The sequence below is a fragment of the Haemophilus sp. HMSC71H05 genome, from assembly GCF_001838635.1.
GTDB classification, from domain to species: domain Bacteria; phylum Pseudomonadota; class Gammaproteobacteria; order Enterobacterales; family Pasteurellaceae; genus Haemophilus_D; species Haemophilus_D parainfluenzae_R.
In genome coordinates this window covers 363376-381820 of the sequence record NZ_KV838037.1, presented here as the reverse complement: position 1 = coordinate 381820, position 18445 = coordinate 363376, and the positions used below count along the sequence as shown (strand labels likewise).

The following is an 18445-nucleotide window of genomic DNA, read 5'->3' as shown; positions in this document are numbered from 1 at the left end:
CTGACGATGATGAAGTCGCAAAAATTGAAGCGCTCATCAAACAACGCAACGAAGCGCGTGCTGCTAAAGATTGGGCTGCTGCAGATGCGGCTCGTAATGAACTCACTGCAATGGGAATTGTGTTAGAAGACGGCCCTAACGGCACGACGTGGCGTAAACAATAATCTCACTTTGATACAAAAACTGCGGTCAAATTGACCGCAGTTTTTCTTTTAAGAAGAAAGCATTACATTTTCGGTTTTTCCATTGTTTTTGCTTTTTTCTTCATTTCTTTTGCTTTCATTTCTTTTGTTTTCATATCATCAGATTTCATTCCTTCTGATTTCATATTATCCATTTTCATGTCGTGAGATTTCATATCATGAGATTTCATCATCCCATCAGATGCCATTTTGTCATTTTGCATTGGCATAGCGTCTTTTGTCATCGGCATGGAATCTTTTGTCATCGGCATGGAATCTTTTGCCATCGACATTTCATTAGATTTCATATCGGTCGCATAAAGACTGGTTGCGAAGAAAAGTGCAGCAATAGCAGTAAAGGTTGTTTTTGAAGTAATATTTTTCATTTTGAATCTTCCTTAATTTGTGAATAATTAGCATTGGATGGAAAGGTTTCCCCTTTCATTATCATTAGACGAATGAGAAATCTATTTCTTACACTTTTTTCAAGGAAAAAATATGGAAACTGGAATTTCCAATAAAGACTTGGCTCAAATTAGAGAGCAAATGCTGAAATTTGCCACATTACAGGTGGGCGATTCTGTATTAGCTGAAGATTTGGTGCAAGAGAGTTTTTTAAGTGCATTTAACCATCTTGAGCAATTTAAACGACAAGCGGCATTTAAGACCTGGGTCTTTGCTATCTTAAAAAATAAAATCATTGATTTTCTTCGCCAGAAAGGCAAATTAGTGCTAGAAACCGAAATTGAAGATGAAGAACAAACTAATCATTTCTTTGATGAAGGGGGCCACTGGAAAGCTGAACATTCTCCACTCGATCTCGAACTGAGCGAAAGTGCGGTCTATTCTGAAGAATTCTGGCTGATTTTTGAAACTTGCTTAACTTGCCTGCCAGCCAAACAAGCCAAGATTTTTATGATGAGAGAGTTTTTGGAATTATCTTCCGAAGAAATTTGCCAAGAAAATCAACTAAGCATAAGTAACTTGCACACGACACTCTATCGTGCTCGCTTACAACTTCAAAACTGCTTATCTCATAAACTTTAAGGAGTGATTTTATGAAATGTCGCCAAGCGACTCGACTCATTTCAGATGCGCAAGAACGCTCATTAATGACTAAAGAAAAAATTGGGCTCAATTTGCATCTTGCCATCTGTACACATTGCCGTAAATTTCAACGAAATTGTGGCACATTGAGAAAATTAATGAAGGATTTCAAAGGATAAAAAAGCGGAAGAGAACTTCCGCTTATTACTCTATTACTTCGCCATTAATGCTGTTGCACGTGAAATCACTTCTTTGACTTCATCATCCGTCAATTTACCTTCTTTCACAAATTGCACCTTGCCGGTTTTATCAAGCAAAATAATCACGCTGTCTTTTTCACGTAATCCCCACGCATTTTTAACCGCACTTTTATCATCTAAAATCACTTGGCTATGGGCATTTTCTTTTTTGCCTTTTTCTGCGCTACTTTTCACAAACATACCCGTGCCCACAACGGCATCATCAGCATTAATAATGGTCGTGGTTTGATATTTGGCTTGGTTAAAATGAGCTGCTTTGATGGCTTCGATCATCGCTTGATTTTTCTCTTTTGCCGCACTTCTGCCTGCAATATGCTGAATCACACGGACTTTGCCAGGTAATGCCGTTGAGCTCCACGATTTATACGCTACATCATTGCCATTTAAAGTGATTTCGCCTTTATCCGAAACCGTTACATTGGCTAAAAGTTGATTAGGTTGAATATTGTGAGCGAATGTATTGGCTGAGATTAAACTCCCCATCACAGCGCTCAAAAGCATGATTTTTTTCATAAATACCTCATAAATTCCGTGAAATGCCCATTTTTTGGCGAATAGTCACTTTTTTGTTATACTCCGTGCGCATTATACTTTGCTTAAATCAGATAAAGAAGGAAAAAGAAATGGATCAAATGCCAGCTTGCCCAAAATGTAAAGGTGAATATGTTTATCACGATTCTGTGAATTTTGTTTGCCCTGATTGCGGTAATGAATGGAATGGTAACGAAGCAGTTGAAGCCGATGAAGATCAACTGATTGTTAAAGACAGCAACGGTAATTTATTAGCCGATGGTGATGATGTACTTTTGATTAAAGATTTGAAATTAAAAGGTTCATCTGAAGTGTTGAAGAAAGGCACGAAATTCAAAAATATCCGTTTAGTTAACGGAGATCACAATGTCGATTGTGGCAAAATCATGTTGAAATCAGAGTTCTTGAAAAAAGCTTAAGAATTCTCAATAAAAAGAGCGGTCGATTTTAACGTTGTTTTAAATCGACCGCTCTTTTTTTATTTTCGTTATACCTTCGCAGGCTTCACTATTTCACTTGGATAACAACCAAGCACTTTCAGATAATTACTGAATTGCTTAAGCTCTTCCAAGGCAATTTGGGTATCTGGATGATGAATATTTCCTTCAATCTCCAAATAAAACATTTCCTCCCAAGGCTTGCCATAAATAGGACGAGATTCAAGCTTCGTCATATTAATACCGTGCTTTTTAAACACAAGTAAAGCATCCACCAAAGAACCCGCTTGTTGCGATGTTGTCATCAACAATAAAGTTTTCGTGTGAATTTGCGGTGAAACTTCTCGAGCTTGTTTTGCCACTACAATAAAACGAGTAATATTGTTTTCTTGATTCGCAATATTATGTTTTAACACATGTAAGCCGTAAAGCTTGCCGCCATCTTCATTGCCCAGTGCCGCAATATTCGGTTTATTCAAGCTTGATACAAGCTGCATTGCATGAGAGCTACTTTCGCAAAACTCAATATGAACACGCTCAAGGCTTTGAATAAATTGACTACACTGCTGGATTACCTGTGGATGGCTATAAAGCGTATCAATTTTGCTTAAATCATCTTGCTCATTCACTAAAACACAGTGCTTGATAGGATAAGCCAACTCGCCCACCAAAGATAAAGTGGTATGTTGAAGCAAATCATAAACTTCATTAATTGCACCTGACGTAGTGTTTTCTAAAGGCAGTACACCATAATCAGCTTCTCCACTTTCAACCTTTTCAAAAATTTGAGCAAAGGAGTCACAACTGATTTCAGCAAACTGCTGATTATAACGAGCCGCATAATTACGCGCAGCCAAATTAGAGTAAGAACCACGCTTGCCTAAGAAAGCAATATGTAACGTTTCTTCTCGTTGCTCATTGAGCTTTTTCTGCAAATACACTTGTTGTGTTAACACAGAATCTTCAATGATCTTTTGGAAGACTGACGTAATATACTGTGGTTCAAGCTGATAATTTTGACTTTCAGCAAACTGCACAAGCTCTTGTAAGAGTTGTTGCTCCCGCTCTAAATCACGCAACGCTTTTTGCGTCACTTCTTTACTTCTTACTACATCATATGCCAGGCGGTGACGCTCTGAAAGCAGCTTTAACAAGCTGCGATCAATTTGCGTAATTTGCTGACGAATTTCTGATAAATCTAATGCCATTTCATTCCTTATTTAAAGGTTACTTCATTATGAGGGATGTATTTCTCAGCATTAATAGGTGAATTTTTCTCAAAAAATTCTTTTAAAACATCCGCATCAATAAAACCAGTGTTTACGAAAGTTGGATTTTTTGTCATGACTGGATAACCATCTCCACCCGCCGCATTATAACTTGGTAAAGAAATACGGTAAGTTTTATTTAAATCTAATGGTTTACCTTGAATTTTCACATTTTCAACTTTCTTCTCCGCACGATTTACTGTCATGCTGATACCTGAATATTGTGCATAGGCACCAGAATCCACTTCTTTCAATGCAACTACATTTAAATAATCCAGTAATTCTTTACCGGTTAATTCAAAATAGCTCACAATGTTACCAAATGGATGGATTTTTAAAATGTCTTTATAAGTCACATCACCTTCTTGGATAGAATCACGAATACCACCTGAGTTCATGATACCAATATCTGCTTTCGCTTTTTGACGTTGTGCTTCTGCAATTAAGTGACCAAGGTTAGTTTGTTCAAAACGAATAATGGTACGATCACCCTCTAACTTACCGTTTAATTTACCCACTTTTTGGCTTAATAACGCATCACCTTTATCTTGGTAAGATTTTAAAAGTTTTTCCATTTCTGGATCTTGTGGAATCTCTTCTGCGTAATTTACGTATTCCGTTTTACCGTCTTCTTTTTTCACTTTCTTCTTCAAGTTCACTGGAATTAATTGATAATTCACTAATTTTAATTCACCATTTTTGAACTCAAAGTCAGCTCGACCAACATATTTGCCCCATTCAAAGGCCGGCATAATCCAAGTACCATTTTGGAAATCTGGTTTACATGGCTGAGTAGGTTGATAATCTTTAATCCATACGCCTTTTTCATCCACGCAAATCGGATCATGGCTGTGACCACCGATAATCATATCGAATGCGCCTTTATCTAAATTACGCGTAAGACTTACATCACCTGGTGCATTTGAACCATGTCTCGCATCATAGTAATAGCCCATATGTGTTAAAGCAATTTTTACATCCGGTTTAACTTTTTCATTTAGCTCTTTTAATGTGGCTTTTGCTACCGTTGTTGGATCTTCAAACTTCACATTATGAAGGTATTCTGGGTTGCCTAATTTTGCAGTATCCTCTGTGGTTAAACCGACCACGGCAATTTTAAGATCTTGTTTATTTAAAATCGTATAAGGCTTAACTAAGGTTTTACCTGTTTTCGTATTAATCACGTTTGCAGATAAGAATGGGAAGTTTGCCCATTTTTCTTGCATATCAAGAATTTGTAGTGGATTATCAAACTCGTGGTTACCTAATACAGTTGCCTCATAGCCCATTGCGTTCATTGCTTTAATATCAGGTTCTGCTGTTTGCATATCTGACTCAGGTACACCAGTATTAAAATCACCTGCATTTAATAAAATGAGTGAGCCACCTTTTTGCTCGACTTCAGCTTTTACGCGATTAACAATTGTTTTGTGCGCTGGAAAGCCATATTCACCTTTTGCATTCGGCCAAAAATGTCCGTGCGTATCATTAGTGTGCAATATGGTAAATTGATAGGTTTTGCCCTATTCATATGCCATTGCAGCAGAAGTTGCTAGCACAAGAGGAAGCACGGTAAATAATTTTTTCATAATAAAAATACCTCTATTTTTGACCGCTCTTTACCTTCGCATAAAACAAAAATAACAGAGCAAGATGGGAAATAAAAAAGCTATACTCCCGAAAGAAGTATAGCTTTTCAACAAAACATTGTTAGATGAGTACCTGCGCAGGTGCAACATAACCTTGTGGAACTTGTTTCTTATCTTCAAAGGTAACAAATTCCCACGCTTCCTGATCGGCAAGTACAGCACGGAGTAACTTATTATTTAAACCGTGACCAGATTTATAAGCTTTGAAATCACCGATGATGTTATAGCCACACATATAAAGATCACCAATTGCATCAAGCATCTTGTGACGAACTAATTCATCTCTGAAGCGTAATCCATCTTCATTTAAGATTCGGTAATCATCTAATACGATAGCATTATCTAAGCTGCCACCTAATGCAAGACCTTGAGATTGAAGATACTCAATATCTTTCATGAAACCAAAGGTTCTTGCTCGACTAATTTGATGTACGAATGCTTGTGCAGAGAAATCCATTACATAATTACGTACATTTTTACTAATCGCAGGATGATTAAAGTCGATTGTGAAATCTAAACGGAAACCATTGTAAGGTTTAAATTCTGCCCATTTATCACCGTCTTCTACTCGTACTTTTTTCTTAATACGAATAAATTTCTTCGGTGCATTTTGTTCTTCAATACCTGCATCTAAAAGCAAGTAAATGAATGGGCTTGCACTACCGTCCATGATTGGAATTTCAGGTGCATCAACTTCAATAATAATATTATCAATACCTAAACCTGCTAATGCTGCGTTTAAGTGTTCTACGGTTGAAACACGAACACCTTGTTCATTCACAAGTGCAGTACAAAGCATCGTATCACGCACAGAATCCGCATTCGCAGGGAAAGTCACCGGCGGATTAAGATCAGTACGGCAATAAATCACACCAGTATTCGGCATAGCCGGGCGCAACGTTAAGGTTACTTTTTTACCGCTATGTAAGCCTACACCTGTGACTTTAATGCTTTGTTTTAATGTTCTTTGTTTAATCATCTCTTTTACCTTATTGCTTCACAACAAGATTACTTCTACTCTTATTTCTCATCACGACCAAATGATGCCGGATTAAAGAAATTAGGATTATTTCTTAACTGTTCTAAACGGCTTGGATCAAGCGGTTTATTTAAGTTACCGTATTGCGGATTTTGTTCCTGTGCTGGTTCTGGCTGTGGATTATGTCTTAATGCATCTAAACCATGTAAACCAACTGGCGGTTGTGGCTGAATCGTTTCTTGTGCTACAGGTTGTTGAACTGGCGCTTGTTGTACTGCTGCTTGAGGACGAGCAATAACTACCGGCTCAGCCGCAACAACATCCCCCAAACCTGTTGCAACGATCGTGACACGAATTTCATTGCTCATTTCAGGGACTAAACTGGTACCGACAACGATAGTCGCGTCTTCTGATGCAAAGCTACCTACTGTGTCACCCACCACGTTAAATTCGTCAAAGCCGAGATCCATACCTGAGGTAATATTAACAAGAATACCTTTAGCATTAGAAAGATCGACTTTCTCTAATAAATCATTTTTAATCGCAAGACGCGCCGCTTCTTCTGCACGACCTGCACCTGGTTCACTTTGAGCTGAACCGAAACCAATCATTGCTTGGCCCATTTCCGACATAACGGTTCTTACGTCAGCAAAGTCCACGTTGATTAAACCTGGAGACGTAATCATATCGGAGATGCCCATAACAGAGTTACGTAATACGTCATTTGCAGCAGCAAAAGCATCAATTAACGTTGCATTTTTCGGGAGAACTTTTTGGATTTGTTGGTTAGGAATAATGATCATTGAATCCACGTATTGTGAAAGATCTTTAATCCCTAATTCAGCAAATTGCATACGTTTTTTGCCTTCAAAGCTAAATGGCTTAGTAACAACAGCAACAGTTAGAATACCTAACTCTTTCGCAACTTTAGCGACGATTGGTGCGGCACCAGTACCTGTACCACCGCCCATACCGGCTGCGATAAAGACCATGTCTGCACCTTCAAGCATTTTACGGATTTCTTCTTGGTCATCTTCAGCCGCTTTACGACCTACATTTGGGTTAGCCCCAGCTCCAAGACCTTTCGTTGTTGCACCACCGATTTGTACAGTTTGTTGAACTTGGCTTTTGCGTAATGCTTGCGCATCGGTATTCACCGCATAGAACACGATTTTACCGTGTTCTTCGCTATCAATTGCACTTTCGCCCAAGAAATTACCATTGAATTCTTGTTGCACCATATTAGCAACCATGTGGTTAACTGCGTTACCGCCGCCTCCACCGACACCGACAACCTTAATCAGTGCACCTGTTTGCTCTTCAAAATCACCATACTCTGGGTATAACATTTGCTGTTCTCCGTTACTGCTAATACTCTGCTAGCACATTAATAAAAGTTAAATTTTTTCTATTGTAAATGAAAAAGCCAAAATGATCAAAATTCTGATTTCACTTTATTGAAAATATTTTTAAGGCCTTTCCAGAATTTTTTGCCTAATGCTTCATCACCATAGTTACTATCCACAGGATCATTATCACTATTTTGATGATGGTATTGTAATAATCCCACCACAGTTGAATATTGTGGGCGATTCACATAATCTGTTAACCCCGTAATATTTAATGGACTACCAATACGTACCTGGCAACCAAATACACTTGATGCACAATCTTTTAAGTCTTCAATCTGTGCACCACCACCGGTGATAACCACACCCGCAATTAATTCAAATTTAATATGTTTGGTTTCTAAATCTGCTTTGAGCTTATCTAATTCGTCCTTAACAACGCCTAATAGTTCAATATATCTTGCTGAAGTGATTAAAGATAAATCACTTTTTGTTAACGCACGTGGTGCTCGACCACCAATACTTGCCACTTCAATTTTCTTATCACCATGTAAACGTGCCGGATATAATGCACTCGCATAATTCACTTTAATGCGCTCTGCCTCTGCACGAGAAACGGTACATGCATGAGCAATATCGTTCGTTACAATATTTCCTGCGTAAGGAATAACCTTGCTGAAACGCAATGAGCCATTGGTGTAAACCATCATATTCATGGTGCCTGCACCGAAATCAACTAAGCAAACACCAAGATCTTTTTCATCTTCAGTTAAAACAGAATGTGTTGCAGCAAAGCCGGAGAACACGACTTTATCAACTTGCAATCCACAACGCTCAACTGCTTTTTTCAAGTTATTTTGCCAGTCTTGGTGACACGCAATTAAGTGTACGTTTGCTTTTAAACGAACACCTTGTAAACCTAATGGATTTTTAATATTAACTTGCTTATCTACTGCGTATTCTTGTGGAATGATGTGTAATAAAGAAAGACCTTCAGGTAATTTTACTGAGCTCGCTGTATGTAAAGCATCATCAATTTCATCTTGAGTTACTTCATTTTCAGAAATAGCAACAAAGCCGCTCTCATTCAGGCTTTGAATATGTTCACCTGTAATCGCAAGAGTCACGCTCATAATTTGGCAATCAGCCATTGATTCAGCAGCCTCAATGGCACGTTGGATAGAGTTAACGACGGCATCTAAATCAGTAATACTGCCACGATCAATCCCTTTTGATGGACAACTACCGACGCCAAGTACATTTACTACGCCATCAGGAAGCACTTCCCCAACGACAGCAACAACTTTTGATGTACCAACTTCAAGACCTACAATTACTTTCGGTTCCAACTCTTTTGCCATTTTCTTATTACACCTAATGAATTATTTTTTATTTCTCTGTCAATCCAACCGCTGCTGATGCAGATGCATAGCGCAAATCCACATAATCAATTCGTTTACCTTCAGGCACTTCAATTTGTGGATAAATCGTTACAAATCGATCTAATTTTGGTTTCCAATCTCCGCGCCCAAGTTTCAATACTATATCATTATCTAGCGTAACTTGCCACGCACCACGATCATCAATTGCCACACCTTTAACCACCAAATTTTTCGCCTTAAAATCAGCAAAAATTTGATTCCAAGCCTCTAAGACCTTCAAGCTTTGATAATCCGGACCACCTAAATAAGGTAAAGCTTTTTCTTTTAGCTTATCCATCGGCAATTGGAAAACCGTTCCCTCTTTTGTGACGAACTCTGTTTTATTCCAAATGGCGACTGGCTGATATTCTGATAACCAGATACTTAAACGATTTGGCCAAATTTTACGAACTACCGCACCTTTTACCCAAGGAATCGTTTCAAGCTGCTCTTGAATTTGCTTAACGTCCTGTCCCCAGAAGCCCTTAAGTGAACCCATTTTGAGTAATACATCTTGCACATCCGGATAAGTGGTAAATTCATTTTGGCCCACTAATGCATAGGCAGTGATTTTTCTATCACCGTCTAAGCTTTCCAGCCAATTTTGCCAGTTTGAATAAACAAAATACCCTAGCCCCGCACAAAGTAACACCAAAGCAAGTTTAATCTGCAACATAAAACGGAATTTACCTTCTCCATTAGATGAGCGACCAAATTGCGTTGGCGGTGTATTTTTGCGCTTAATTACATTCATTACGCACTCAACTCCAAAATTTTCACGACGAGTTGTTCAAATGAAATACCGACTGTTGACGCAGATTTAGGGAATAAACTGTGACTTGTCATGCCAGGGTTTGTATTTACTTCGACTAAACGGAAATTACCTTGTGCATCAGTCATCACATCAATGCGGCTCCAGCCACGACAACCCACGACGTCATAAGCTCGTTTAACTAATTTCGCTAATTCTTGCTCACGCTCAGCTGAAAGACCTGCAGGGCAAAAATATTGAGTGTTATCTGAAATATATTTCGCATCGTAATCATAAAACTCACCTTCTGGCACAATGCGAACAGCCGGCAATACTTCGCCACCTAAAACAGGTACCGTTAATTCATCACCTGCTAACCATTCTTCAATCAAAATGGTGTTATCAAATTTGAGTGCGTAATCGACCGCTCTTTTTAATTCTTCGACTGCTTTTACTTTTGTTAAACCCACACTTGAACCTTCAAGAGATGGCTTAACCATCAAAGGTAAACCTAATTTTTCGACCACAGCTTGTGGGTTTAGTTCGTGAGCGTTTTCTTTGGTCACAATCTCCATATCGGCAACAGGTAAACCAAAAGCTTTCCACAACATTTTAGTACGCATTTTATCCATGGTTAATGCTGAAGCCATCACGCCACAACCAGTATAAGGTAAGCCAATTTGTTCTAATAAACCTTGCATGGTGCCATCTTCACCACCGCGGCCATGTAAAATGTTAAAGACGCGATCAAAACCATCTGCTTTTAAATTCGCGACATTATATTCTTTAGGATCGATACCGTGTGCATTATAACCTTGGCTTACTAAGGCGTTTAACACAGCGGCACCAGAATTAAGAGAGACTTCACGTTCAGCTGATGTGCCGCCTAACAACACGGCAATTTTTTCTTGTTTTAAATTCATTGTTTTATCCTGTTTTCCTTTTATTCTTCATTGAAAAGTGCGGTTATTTTTTCGATGTATTTATGCTTTCCAACGCTCTGCTAAACCACGAGAAATTTTGCTTACACTTCCCGCACCTTGGGCAAGAATTAAATCACCATCTTGAATAATTTGATCTAATACATCACCAAGTTGTTCCGTATCAGAAACTAAAATTGGATCGACTTTTCCTAGGTTACGAATAGAACGACAAAGTGCTTTACTATCTGCACCGACAATTGGCGCTTCACCTGCCGCATAGACGTCTAACATAATCAATGCATCCACTTGGGATAATACTTGCACGAATTCATCAAATAAATCGCGAGTACGTGAATAACGGTGAGGTTGGAAAATCATCACAATACGTTTATCTCCCCAGCCTTCACGTGCTGCTTTGATTGTCACGCCAACTTCTGTTGGGTGATGGCCATAATCATCCACTAAGCGTACTTTACCATTTGGACGAATAAACTCGCCTAATTGGTCGAAACGTCTGCCTGCGCCTTGGAAATCTGCAAGCGCTTCTAAAATCGCTTCATTGCCAATGCCTTCTTCTTTTGCGACTGCAAGTGCCGCGGTTGCATTTAACGCATTGTGTTTACCCGGTACATTTAATAATACATTAATACGTTCACCACTTGGACAAACTACGGTGTAATGACCTTGGAAACCGGTTTGTTCATAATCTTCGATACGATAATCAGCATGTTCACTGAAGCCATAGGTTAATACTTGGCGACCAACTTGAGGAACAAGTTCCATTAACACGGCATCATCGGCACACATCACTGCTAAACCATAGAACGGTAAGTTATGCAAGAATTTTACATAGGTGGCTTTCATTTTCTCAAAGTCACCTTCATAAGTATCCATGTGATCTGGCTCTATATTGGTCACCACAGAAACCATCGGTTGTAAATGTAAGAAAGAGGCATCGCTTTCATCCGCTTCTGCGATTAAATAACGACTTGCCCCTAAATGCGCGTTTTTACCAGCTGATTTAACTAAACCACCATTAACGAAAGTTGGATCCAGTTTCGCTTGAGTATAAATCATCGAAATCATGGCTGTTGTTGTGGTTTTACCGTGAGTTCCTGCAACCGCAATGCCATGACGGAAACGCATAATTTCCGCTAACATTTGTGCTCGCTGAATCACGGGAATACGATTTTGTTTTGCGGCGATTAATTCAGGGTTATCTTCATGGATCGCGCTTGATACCACAACCACACTCGCCCCTTGCACATTTTCAGCTTGGTGACCGATGAAAATTTTTGCGCCAGCTTGAGCAAGACGTTGAGTCACGACACCATCTGCAATATCCGAACCAGAGATATCATAACCTTCATTTAATAAAATTTCGGCAATCCCACTCATACCGGCTCCACCGATACCAATGAAATGAATTTGTTGAACCCGACGCATCTCAGGGATAATCTTTCTAATTTCGTCCGAAATATGTTTCATATTATTTCACCTTTATTTTTAACCGCACTTTTAGATTAAGGGTCTATTTACTTCCCCTTAACTTCTCTGTTCTTATTTCGCGTTCTCTACAATGACATCAGCTACACGTTTAGCCGCTAATGGTGCTGACATTTCTTTTGCCTTAATTGCCATCGCTAGCAAGGTTTCACGATCTGTTTTTTCTAAGAAATCAACTAACACATCCGCATTTAATTCATTTTGTTGAACGATTTTTGCTGCACCGACATCGGCAAGATATTTTGCATTTAAATATTGTTGTTGATCTTTATGCTGGAATGGTACGAAAATTGCTGGAGCCCCCACTGCAGCTAATTCACATACTGTTAAGGCACCAGAACGACAAATCACCACATCCGCCCAGGCATAGGCTTCTGCCATATCATCAATAAATTCTGTAATTTTGACCGAACCGGCGTGTTCACCATAAAGTGCGGTCACACTCTCAACTGAACCTTTACCCACTTGATGACGCACTTCTAGTTTATCTGCCAAACGTGCTACTACTTGTGGAATCGTTTGATTAAGTACGCGAGCACCTTGACTCCCCCCCACGACAAGCACTCTCAATTTTCCACTTCTTTCTGAAAAACGCGCTTGTGGTGATGGCATTTCAAATAAATCTTGGCGAACTGGGTTTCCTACCACTTCGGCATCTTTGAATGCAGTTGGAAAAGCTTGTAATACACGTGTCGCAATTTTTGCTAACCATTCATTGGTTAAGCCCGCTACGGCATTCTGTTCATGTAAAATAACCGGCACGCCACAAAGTTTTGCAGCGATGCCACCTGGGCCAGATACATAACCACCCATACCTAATACCGCATTAGGTTGATATTCTTTGATAATTTTACGAGCTTGCAATACCGCTCTTAAAATAGCAAAAGGGGCACCAAGTAATGCTTTAATGCCTTTACCACGTAACCCTGAAATTTGAATAAAACGAATTGGAATACCATGTTTTGGTACAAGCTGTGCTTCCATGCGATCTTTTGTGCCTAACCAGCAAATTTCCCAACCTTCTTTTTGTAAGGTTTGAGCAACCGCGATGGCGGGGAAAACATGTCCACCAGTACCACCCGCCATAACTAATAATTTTTTACTCATCAATATTCCTAATCATCTCTCAAACGCGCTTGACCACCTCGTTGTAATCTATTTTCATGGTCAATACGCAATAAAATCCCTACGGTCGCCGACATAATAATGATACTTGAACCACCGTAACTCACTAATGGGAAAGTTAAACCTTTTGTTGGTAACATCCCTAAGGCCATGCCTAGATTGACAAAACCTTGGAAGAAAATCCAGAAACTAATACCTAAAGCAAAAAAGCCACGGAAACGTTGTTCTAACATGAGTGATTCACGTCCGATTTTCATCGCTCGGAAAATCAGTAACCCTAAGAGAATCACAACCACTAAAATACCAATAAAACCGAACTCTTCACCAATAATCGCCATGATAAAGTCAGTATGTGCTTCAGGAAGATAATCGAGTTTTTGAATGGAGTTACCGAGTCCTTCCCCACTAATTTCACCACGACCAAAGGCCATCAAAGAGTTAGTCAGCTGGAATCCTGTTCCGTATGGATCTTTAAATGGCTCTAAGAAACCGGTAAAACGTTTTAAACGATAAGAGGCGGAGAGAACCAGCCATACAAAGAGAAGTATGCCTGTACCAATTAGCAAAATAAATTGCCAAAAATTCGCACCGACAATAAAAAGCATGCCAAAGGTAATAACGAAAAGTACAACGGTACTCCCTAAGTCAGGCTGAGCTAGTAAGAATATCCCTAATACGCCCATCACAATGAAAGGCTTAGCTGCACTGAATTTTTTACCACGTACTTCATCATAACGACGCGTAAAATAGCTCGCCAGGAAACAAGTTAACGCTAACTTCGCAAATTCCGCAGGCTGGAAATTTAAAATTCCTAAAGAAATCCAACGTTTAGCGCCATTAACAGAAGTCCCGATACCAAGAACCAGTATTAATAAAACAATAGCTAACAAGAAAACTTTTGCGTGCCACTTTTCCCATTGAGAAGAAGAAATTTGGAGCGTTAAATAGCAGGTTGCTAAAGAAAGCAAGACATAAACGGCATCACGTTTAGCAAAATAGAATGTATCATTAAATACACGTGCACTGTAAGGCATAGAGGCAGAAGTTACCGCTACTAAACCAATCAGCAATAGCACGACAAAAAGCCAAAACAATGCGCGATCGTAAAGTAATCCTTGCGGCGTCACTCTCGCCCATTGTTCATAATTTTGTTTAATTTTATTGATAAATTCCATTACTACCCTAATTCTTTAAGCTAATTTTGCTAAACGAGTAAACTCTTCGCCACGTTTTTCAAAAGAGGCAAATTGATCCAAACTTGCACAAGCGGGAGATAATAACACCATATCGCCTGATTTTAAATGTGGACGTAAAAATGAAATCGCTTGTTCCATGGTTTCAAACAAATGGCTTTGACTTGAAAGTGCGGCTAGTTGTTTGCCATCACGACCAAAGCAATATGTTGAAATATGAGGTTGATTGATTAAATCAGTGAGTTCAGAAAAATCAGCACCTTTGCCATCACCACCTAATAAAAGATGTAACGTACCCTCAACATATAAACCTGCTAATGCTGCAACGGTGCTACCTACATTAGTGGCTTTAGAATCATTAATCCAACGAACGCCATTCGCTTGATGTGCTAATTGGAAACGATGGTCTAAGCCTTTAAATTGACGAAGTGCGGTACGAATTGCCTCTAAACTTATGCCTACTGCTTGCGCTAATGCTGTCGCTGCTAAAATATTCATGTAATTATGACGACCAACCAAGGTTACTTCACCACAAGGTAAAATGACTTCCTCTTTTGCCATTAAGTACTGTTTACCATTTTCGGTTTTCAACCAGTAATCCGCTTGATTTTCAGCAAAAGACACTACCTTCTTAGCTTGATTTTCACCTTCGCCAAAAGTGAGTTTGTCTTCTAAATTCACTACCGCTGTTTCCGCATTATGGTAAATACGTAATTTGGCTTGGCGATAATCTTCTAAATCTACATAGCGATCCATGTGATCTTCTGTCACATTAAGCACAGTCGCTGCAGCCGCTTTCAAACTGTAAGTGGTTTCAAGTTGGAAACTGGAAAGCTCTAATACATAAAGATCGCAATCTTCATTTAATAATGACAACGCAGGGATGCCAATGTTTCCACCCATGCCCACTTTTATTCCCGCAGCTTTCGCCATTTCATAGACTAATGTTGTTACAGTGCTTTTACCGTTAGAGCCTGTAATCCCGACAATTGGCTTGGTGGCAGCTCGACAGAATAATTCAATATCCCCTATCACTTCCACACCCGCTGAAAGTGCGGTCTGAATTTCGGGTGTTTTTACTGCGAGTCCTGGGCTAATGACAATAATGTCGCTTTCAAGTAACCATTGTTGATTTAGGCTACCTGTATGTAAGGGAACATTTTTAGGTAATTTATCCGCACCTGCTGGATGTTGACGTGTATCAATCACTCGGATGTTAGCTTGTTGAGATTGAAGATATTCAACGCAAGAAAGGCCTGTTTTCCCAAGGCCTATGATGGTGATAGTTTTATTTTGATATAGAGTTGTCATGTTGTTTTTCTTCTCTCGTATTCTGGGATCACGCAGGGTGCAACAAGTGCACCCTACAAAAATTATCTTAGTTTGAGCGTTACAAGCCCCATCAACACCAACATCAAGGAAATAATCCAAAACCGAATAATCACTCGAGGTTCTGGCCAACCTTTTAATTCAAAGTGGTGATGAATTGGTGCCATTCTAAAAATACGTTGTTTTCTTAATTTGTAAGAACCCACTTGTAAAATTACAGACAAGGCTTCAACAACAAATACACCGCCCATAATCACTAATAAGAATTCTTGACGAACAAGGATGGCAACAACACCAAGTGCACCACCAAGTGCTAGAGAGCCAACATCACCCATAAAGACTTGAGCTGGATAAGTGTTAAACCATAAGAAACCTAAGCCTGCGCCTACGATTGCAGTACAGAATACCACCACTTCAGAACTATATTTGATATAAGGAATATGTAAGTATTCTGCGAAATTAACGTTACCTGTCGCCCATGCGATTAAAGCAAATGCACCTGCGACTAACGCTGTTGGCATGATAGCAAGCCCATCTAAACCGTCGGTTAAGTTTACCGCATTGCCTGTCCCCACAATTACAAAGTAAGACAACACAATATAGAATAGACCCAATTGCGGCATAATATCCTTGAAGAATGGAATCACTAAACGAGTTGCATCTGTATCATGACCCAACCAATACAACCAAATGATCGCTACTAATGCGACTACTGACATCCAGAAATATTTCCAACGCGCAATTAAACCATCGGTATTTTTACGCGTGATTTTACGGAAATCATCCACAAAGCCAATTGCACCATAGCCAAATAACACAAATAAACAAATCCAAACATAAGGATTCGTTAAGTTAGCCCATAATAACGTACTCACACCGATGGAGAATAAAATCATCACTCCGCCCATGGTTGGCGTACCTTTTTTCGCAAAGTGACTTTCAGGACCGTCATTACGCACTTCTTGGCCAAATTTTAAAATTTGAAGGCGCTTGATCACTTTCGGACCAATCCATAAAGAAATGAAAAGTGCGGTTAATAATGCCAAAATCGCACGCACAGTAATATAGGAAATGGCATTAAATGCCGTTTCATAGCGAACTAAGTATTCAGCAAGCCAAACTAACATAAGCTATCCTTTAATGAATAAATCGTCTCTTCCATTTTCATTGAGCGCGAACCTTTCGCTAATACGACGACTTTTTGGTTTTCTTGTAATTTCTGTTTAATAATATCTAACGCATAAGCTGTCAATTCAGCTTTATCTGTAAAATGTTTTCCCAAAACAGCCTCAGAAATGACCGCACTTTCTGTTCCATAAGAAAGCACTAAATCTAATTTAGCTTGTTTTGCGTGCTCGCCCACTTGTTGATGACATTTTAGGCTATCCTCGCCTAATTCTTTCATATCACCCACAAGTAGAATACGGAAAGCATCGTAACCTTTTAAAACATCAACTGCCGCTTGTAAAGAGTCCACATTTGCATTGTAAGTATCATCTAATAGCAACAGATTTTCATTCACTTGAATCGGGAATAAACGCCCTTTTACTTGAGAACGGTGTTCAAGTCCCGCTTTAACATCAGCAAGACTTGCGCCGACATTCATAGCAAGTGCGGTCGCTGCCAAGGCATTTTTTACATTATGTTCGCCTAAATAAGGTAAATTAATCTCAATGCTACCTTTTGGTGAAATTAGCGTAAACGTTGAGCCATTAGGTGAATGTTTGACATTTTCAGCTTTGTAATCGCCAGCATTAAAATATTGAATAGCATGTGAACCAATTTCTTTTTGCCACAATTCAATATAATTATGTTCGCCGTTAATAATGGCCACACCATTTGGGGTTAAACCGCGATAGATTTCACCTTTCGCACGAGCTACACCTTCAATTGAACCAAAACCTTCTAAATGTGCAGCCGCGACATTATTCACTAATGCGGCTTCAGGCTGTGCAAGATGCGTCGTGTAATCAATTTCGCCTTGATGATTTGCACCCAATTCAATAACAGCAAATTTATGTTGTTCTGTTAAGCGTAATAACGTTAATGGTACGCCAATATCATTGTTGAAATTACCATTGGTAAACAGCACTGCCTCTGCATTACCTGCAGTTTGTTGCAAAATGGATGCTGTCATCTCTTTCACCGTAGTTTTACCCGATGAACCTGTCATCGCCACGGTACGAGGATTAATTTTTTCACGTAACCATTTTGCTAATTGACCAAGGGCTAAGCGCGTATCTGCAACAACCAATTGTGGCGTGGCTATTTCGGTGTTGGCTTGTTGCACTACTAAGGCTGTCGCACCTTGCTCAACGGCTTTATCTAAGTATTGATGCGCATCAAAATGCTCTCCTTTTAACGCAAAGAAAAGCGAGTTGGCTACCGCTTTGCGCGTATCTGTATTGATATCTTCAACAACGACCTGCTCATCGCCGATAAGATCAGCATTTAAAATTTGAGCAAGCTGTTGGGTAGTTAGTTTAATCATTCTG

At 39.4% G+C, this 18445-nt stretch carries 17 protein-coding genes and 2 pseudogenes; 4 read left to right on the top strand and 15 right to left on the bottom strand.

The annotated features are described in order from the left end of the window. A pseudogene (gene cysS / locus HMPREF3279_RS10110) lies at positions 1-164 on the top strand (cysteine--tRNA ligase); the annotation flags it as partial. A gap of 62 nt (positions 165-226) precedes the next feature. Here cysS and HMPREF3279_RS08250 read toward each other — a convergent pair. After that, a complete protein-coding gene (locus tag HMPREF3279_RS08250; protein ID WP_049370109.1) occupies positions 227-568 on the bottom strand; it encodes a hypothetical protein in 342 nt (113 codons plus the stop codon). Positions 569-680: 112 nt separating this feature from the next. Here HMPREF3279_RS08250 and HMPREF3279_RS08245 point away from each other — a divergent pair, with 112 nt between their 5' ends. Next, a complete protein-coding gene (locus HMPREF3279_RS08245; protein WP_049366227.1) occupies positions 681-1229 on the top strand; it encodes a sigma-70 family RNA polymerase sigma factor in 549 nt (182 codons plus the stop codon). A gap of 11 nt (positions 1230-1240) precedes the next feature. Beyond that, positions 1241-1408, top strand: coding sequence for a zf-HC2 domain-containing protein (locus HMPREF3279_RS08240; protein ID WP_049366225.1), 168 nt, complete (start codon positions 1241-1243; stop codon positions 1406-1408). A gap of 33 nt (positions 1409-1441) precedes the next feature. Here the strand turns inward: HMPREF3279_RS08240 and HMPREF3279_RS08235 are convergent, their stop codons facing one another. Then, positions 1442-2002, bottom strand: coding sequence for a YtfJ family protein (locus HMPREF3279_RS08235; protein WP_049366223.1), 561 nt, complete (start codon positions 2000-2002; stop codon positions 1442-1444). A gap of 110 nt (positions 2003-2112) precedes the next feature. Here HMPREF3279_RS08235 and HMPREF3279_RS08230 point away from each other — a divergent pair, with 110 nt between their 5' ends. Beyond that, positions 2113-2439, top strand: coding sequence for a zinc ribbon domain-containing protein YjdM (locus tag HMPREF3279_RS08230; RefSeq protein ID WP_049371882.1), 327 nt, complete (start codon positions 2113-2115; stop codon positions 2437-2439). A 68-nt stretch (positions 2440-2507) separates the two neighbouring features. On the opposite strand, the gene pheA is transcribed toward HMPREF3279_RS08230, so the two are convergent. The 13 genes and pseudogenes from pheA to murF all read right to left on the bottom strand — a co-directional run bounded on the left by pheA (position 2508) and on the right by murF (position 18441). Continuing rightward, entirely contained in the window at positions 2508-3665 is a 1158-nt protein-coding gene (gene pheA, locus HMPREF3279_RS08225) for a prephenate dehydratase (RefSeq protein WP_070868835.1), read from the bottom strand. 8 nt (positions 3666-3673) lie between these two features. Beyond that, positions 3674-5314: pseudogene (gene ushA, locus HMPREF3279_RS08220) on the bottom strand (bifunctional UDP-sugar hydrolase/5'-nucleotidase UshA). A gap of 121 nt (positions 5315-5435) precedes the next feature. Continuing rightward, entirely contained in the window at positions 5436-6353 is a 918-nt protein-coding gene (lpxC, locus tag HMPREF3279_RS08215; protein ID WP_070868834.1) for a UDP-3-O-acyl-N-acetylglucosamine deacetylase, read from the bottom strand. 41 nt (positions 6354-6394) lie between these two features. Continuing rightward, a complete protein-coding gene (ftsZ, locus tag HMPREF3279_RS08210) occupies positions 6395-7702 on the bottom strand; it encodes a cell division protein FtsZ (protein WP_005696524.1) in 1308 nt (435 codons plus the stop codon). Between the two features lie 86 nt (positions 7703-7788). After that, entirely contained in the window at positions 7789-9063 is a 1275-nt protein-coding gene (gene ftsA / locus HMPREF3279_RS08205; RefSeq protein ID WP_005697680.1) for a cell division protein FtsA, read from the bottom strand. Between the two features lie 28 nt (positions 9064-9091). Continuing rightward, positions 9092-9877, bottom strand: a complete 786-nt coding sequence (locus HMPREF3279_RS08200) for a cell division protein FtsQ/DivIB (RefSeq protein ID WP_070868833.1) — start codon at positions 9875-9877, stop codon at positions 9092-9094. Then, positions 9877-10797 (bottom strand): D-alanine--D-alanine ligase, encoded by a 921-nt coding sequence (locus HMPREF3279_RS08195; protein ID WP_070868832.1) that lies wholly within the window; start codon positions 10795-10797, stop codon positions 9877-9879. Before HMPREF3279_RS08195 ends, HMPREF3279_RS08200 begins: the two co-directional genes overlap by 1 nt. A 60-nt stretch (positions 10798-10857) precedes the next feature. Further along, complete coding sequence (gene murC / locus HMPREF3279_RS08190) at positions 10858-12285, bottom strand: UDP-N-acetylmuramate--L-alanine ligase (RefSeq protein ID WP_070868831.1); 1428 nt, start codon at positions 12283-12285, stop codon at positions 10858-10860. A 72-nt stretch (positions 12286-12357) separates the two neighbouring features. Next, on the bottom strand, positions 12358-13410 hold the full coding sequence (gene murG, locus HMPREF3279_RS08185; protein ID WP_070868830.1) for an undecaprenyldiphospho-muramoylpentapeptide beta-N-acetylglucosaminyltransferase: 1053 nt from the start codon (positions 13408-13410) through the stop codon (positions 12358-12360). Positions 13411-13418: 8 nt separating this feature from the next. Next, the gene (ftsW, locus tag HMPREF3279_RS08180) at positions 13419-14603 is read right to left on the bottom strand and encodes a putative lipid II flippase FtsW (protein WP_049366214.1); all 1185 of its coding nucleotides are present in this window, start codon (positions 14601-14603) and stop codon (positions 13419-13421) included. A 15-nt stretch (positions 14604-14618) separates the two neighbouring features. After that, entirely contained in the window at positions 14619-15932 is a 1314-nt protein-coding gene (gene murD, locus HMPREF3279_RS08175; RefSeq protein WP_070868829.1) for a UDP-N-acetylmuramoyl-L-alanine--D-glutamate ligase, read from the bottom strand. A gap of 62 nt (positions 15933-15994) precedes the next feature. Further along, positions 15995-17077, bottom strand: a complete 1083-nt coding sequence (gene mraY, locus HMPREF3279_RS08170; RefSeq protein ID WP_005696533.1) for a phospho-N-acetylmuramoyl-pentapeptide-transferase — start codon at positions 17075-17077, stop codon at positions 15995-15997. Further along, the gene (murF, locus tag HMPREF3279_RS08165; protein ID WP_049384417.1) at positions 17071-18441 is read right to left on the bottom strand and encodes a UDP-N-acetylmuramoyl-tripeptide--D-alanyl-D-alanine ligase; all 1371 of its coding nucleotides are present in this window, start codon (positions 18439-18441) and stop codon (positions 17071-17073) included. The genes mraY and murF overlap by 7 nt, the downstream gene beginning before the upstream one ends. Between the last annotated feature and the right edge of the window lie 4 nt (positions 18442-18445).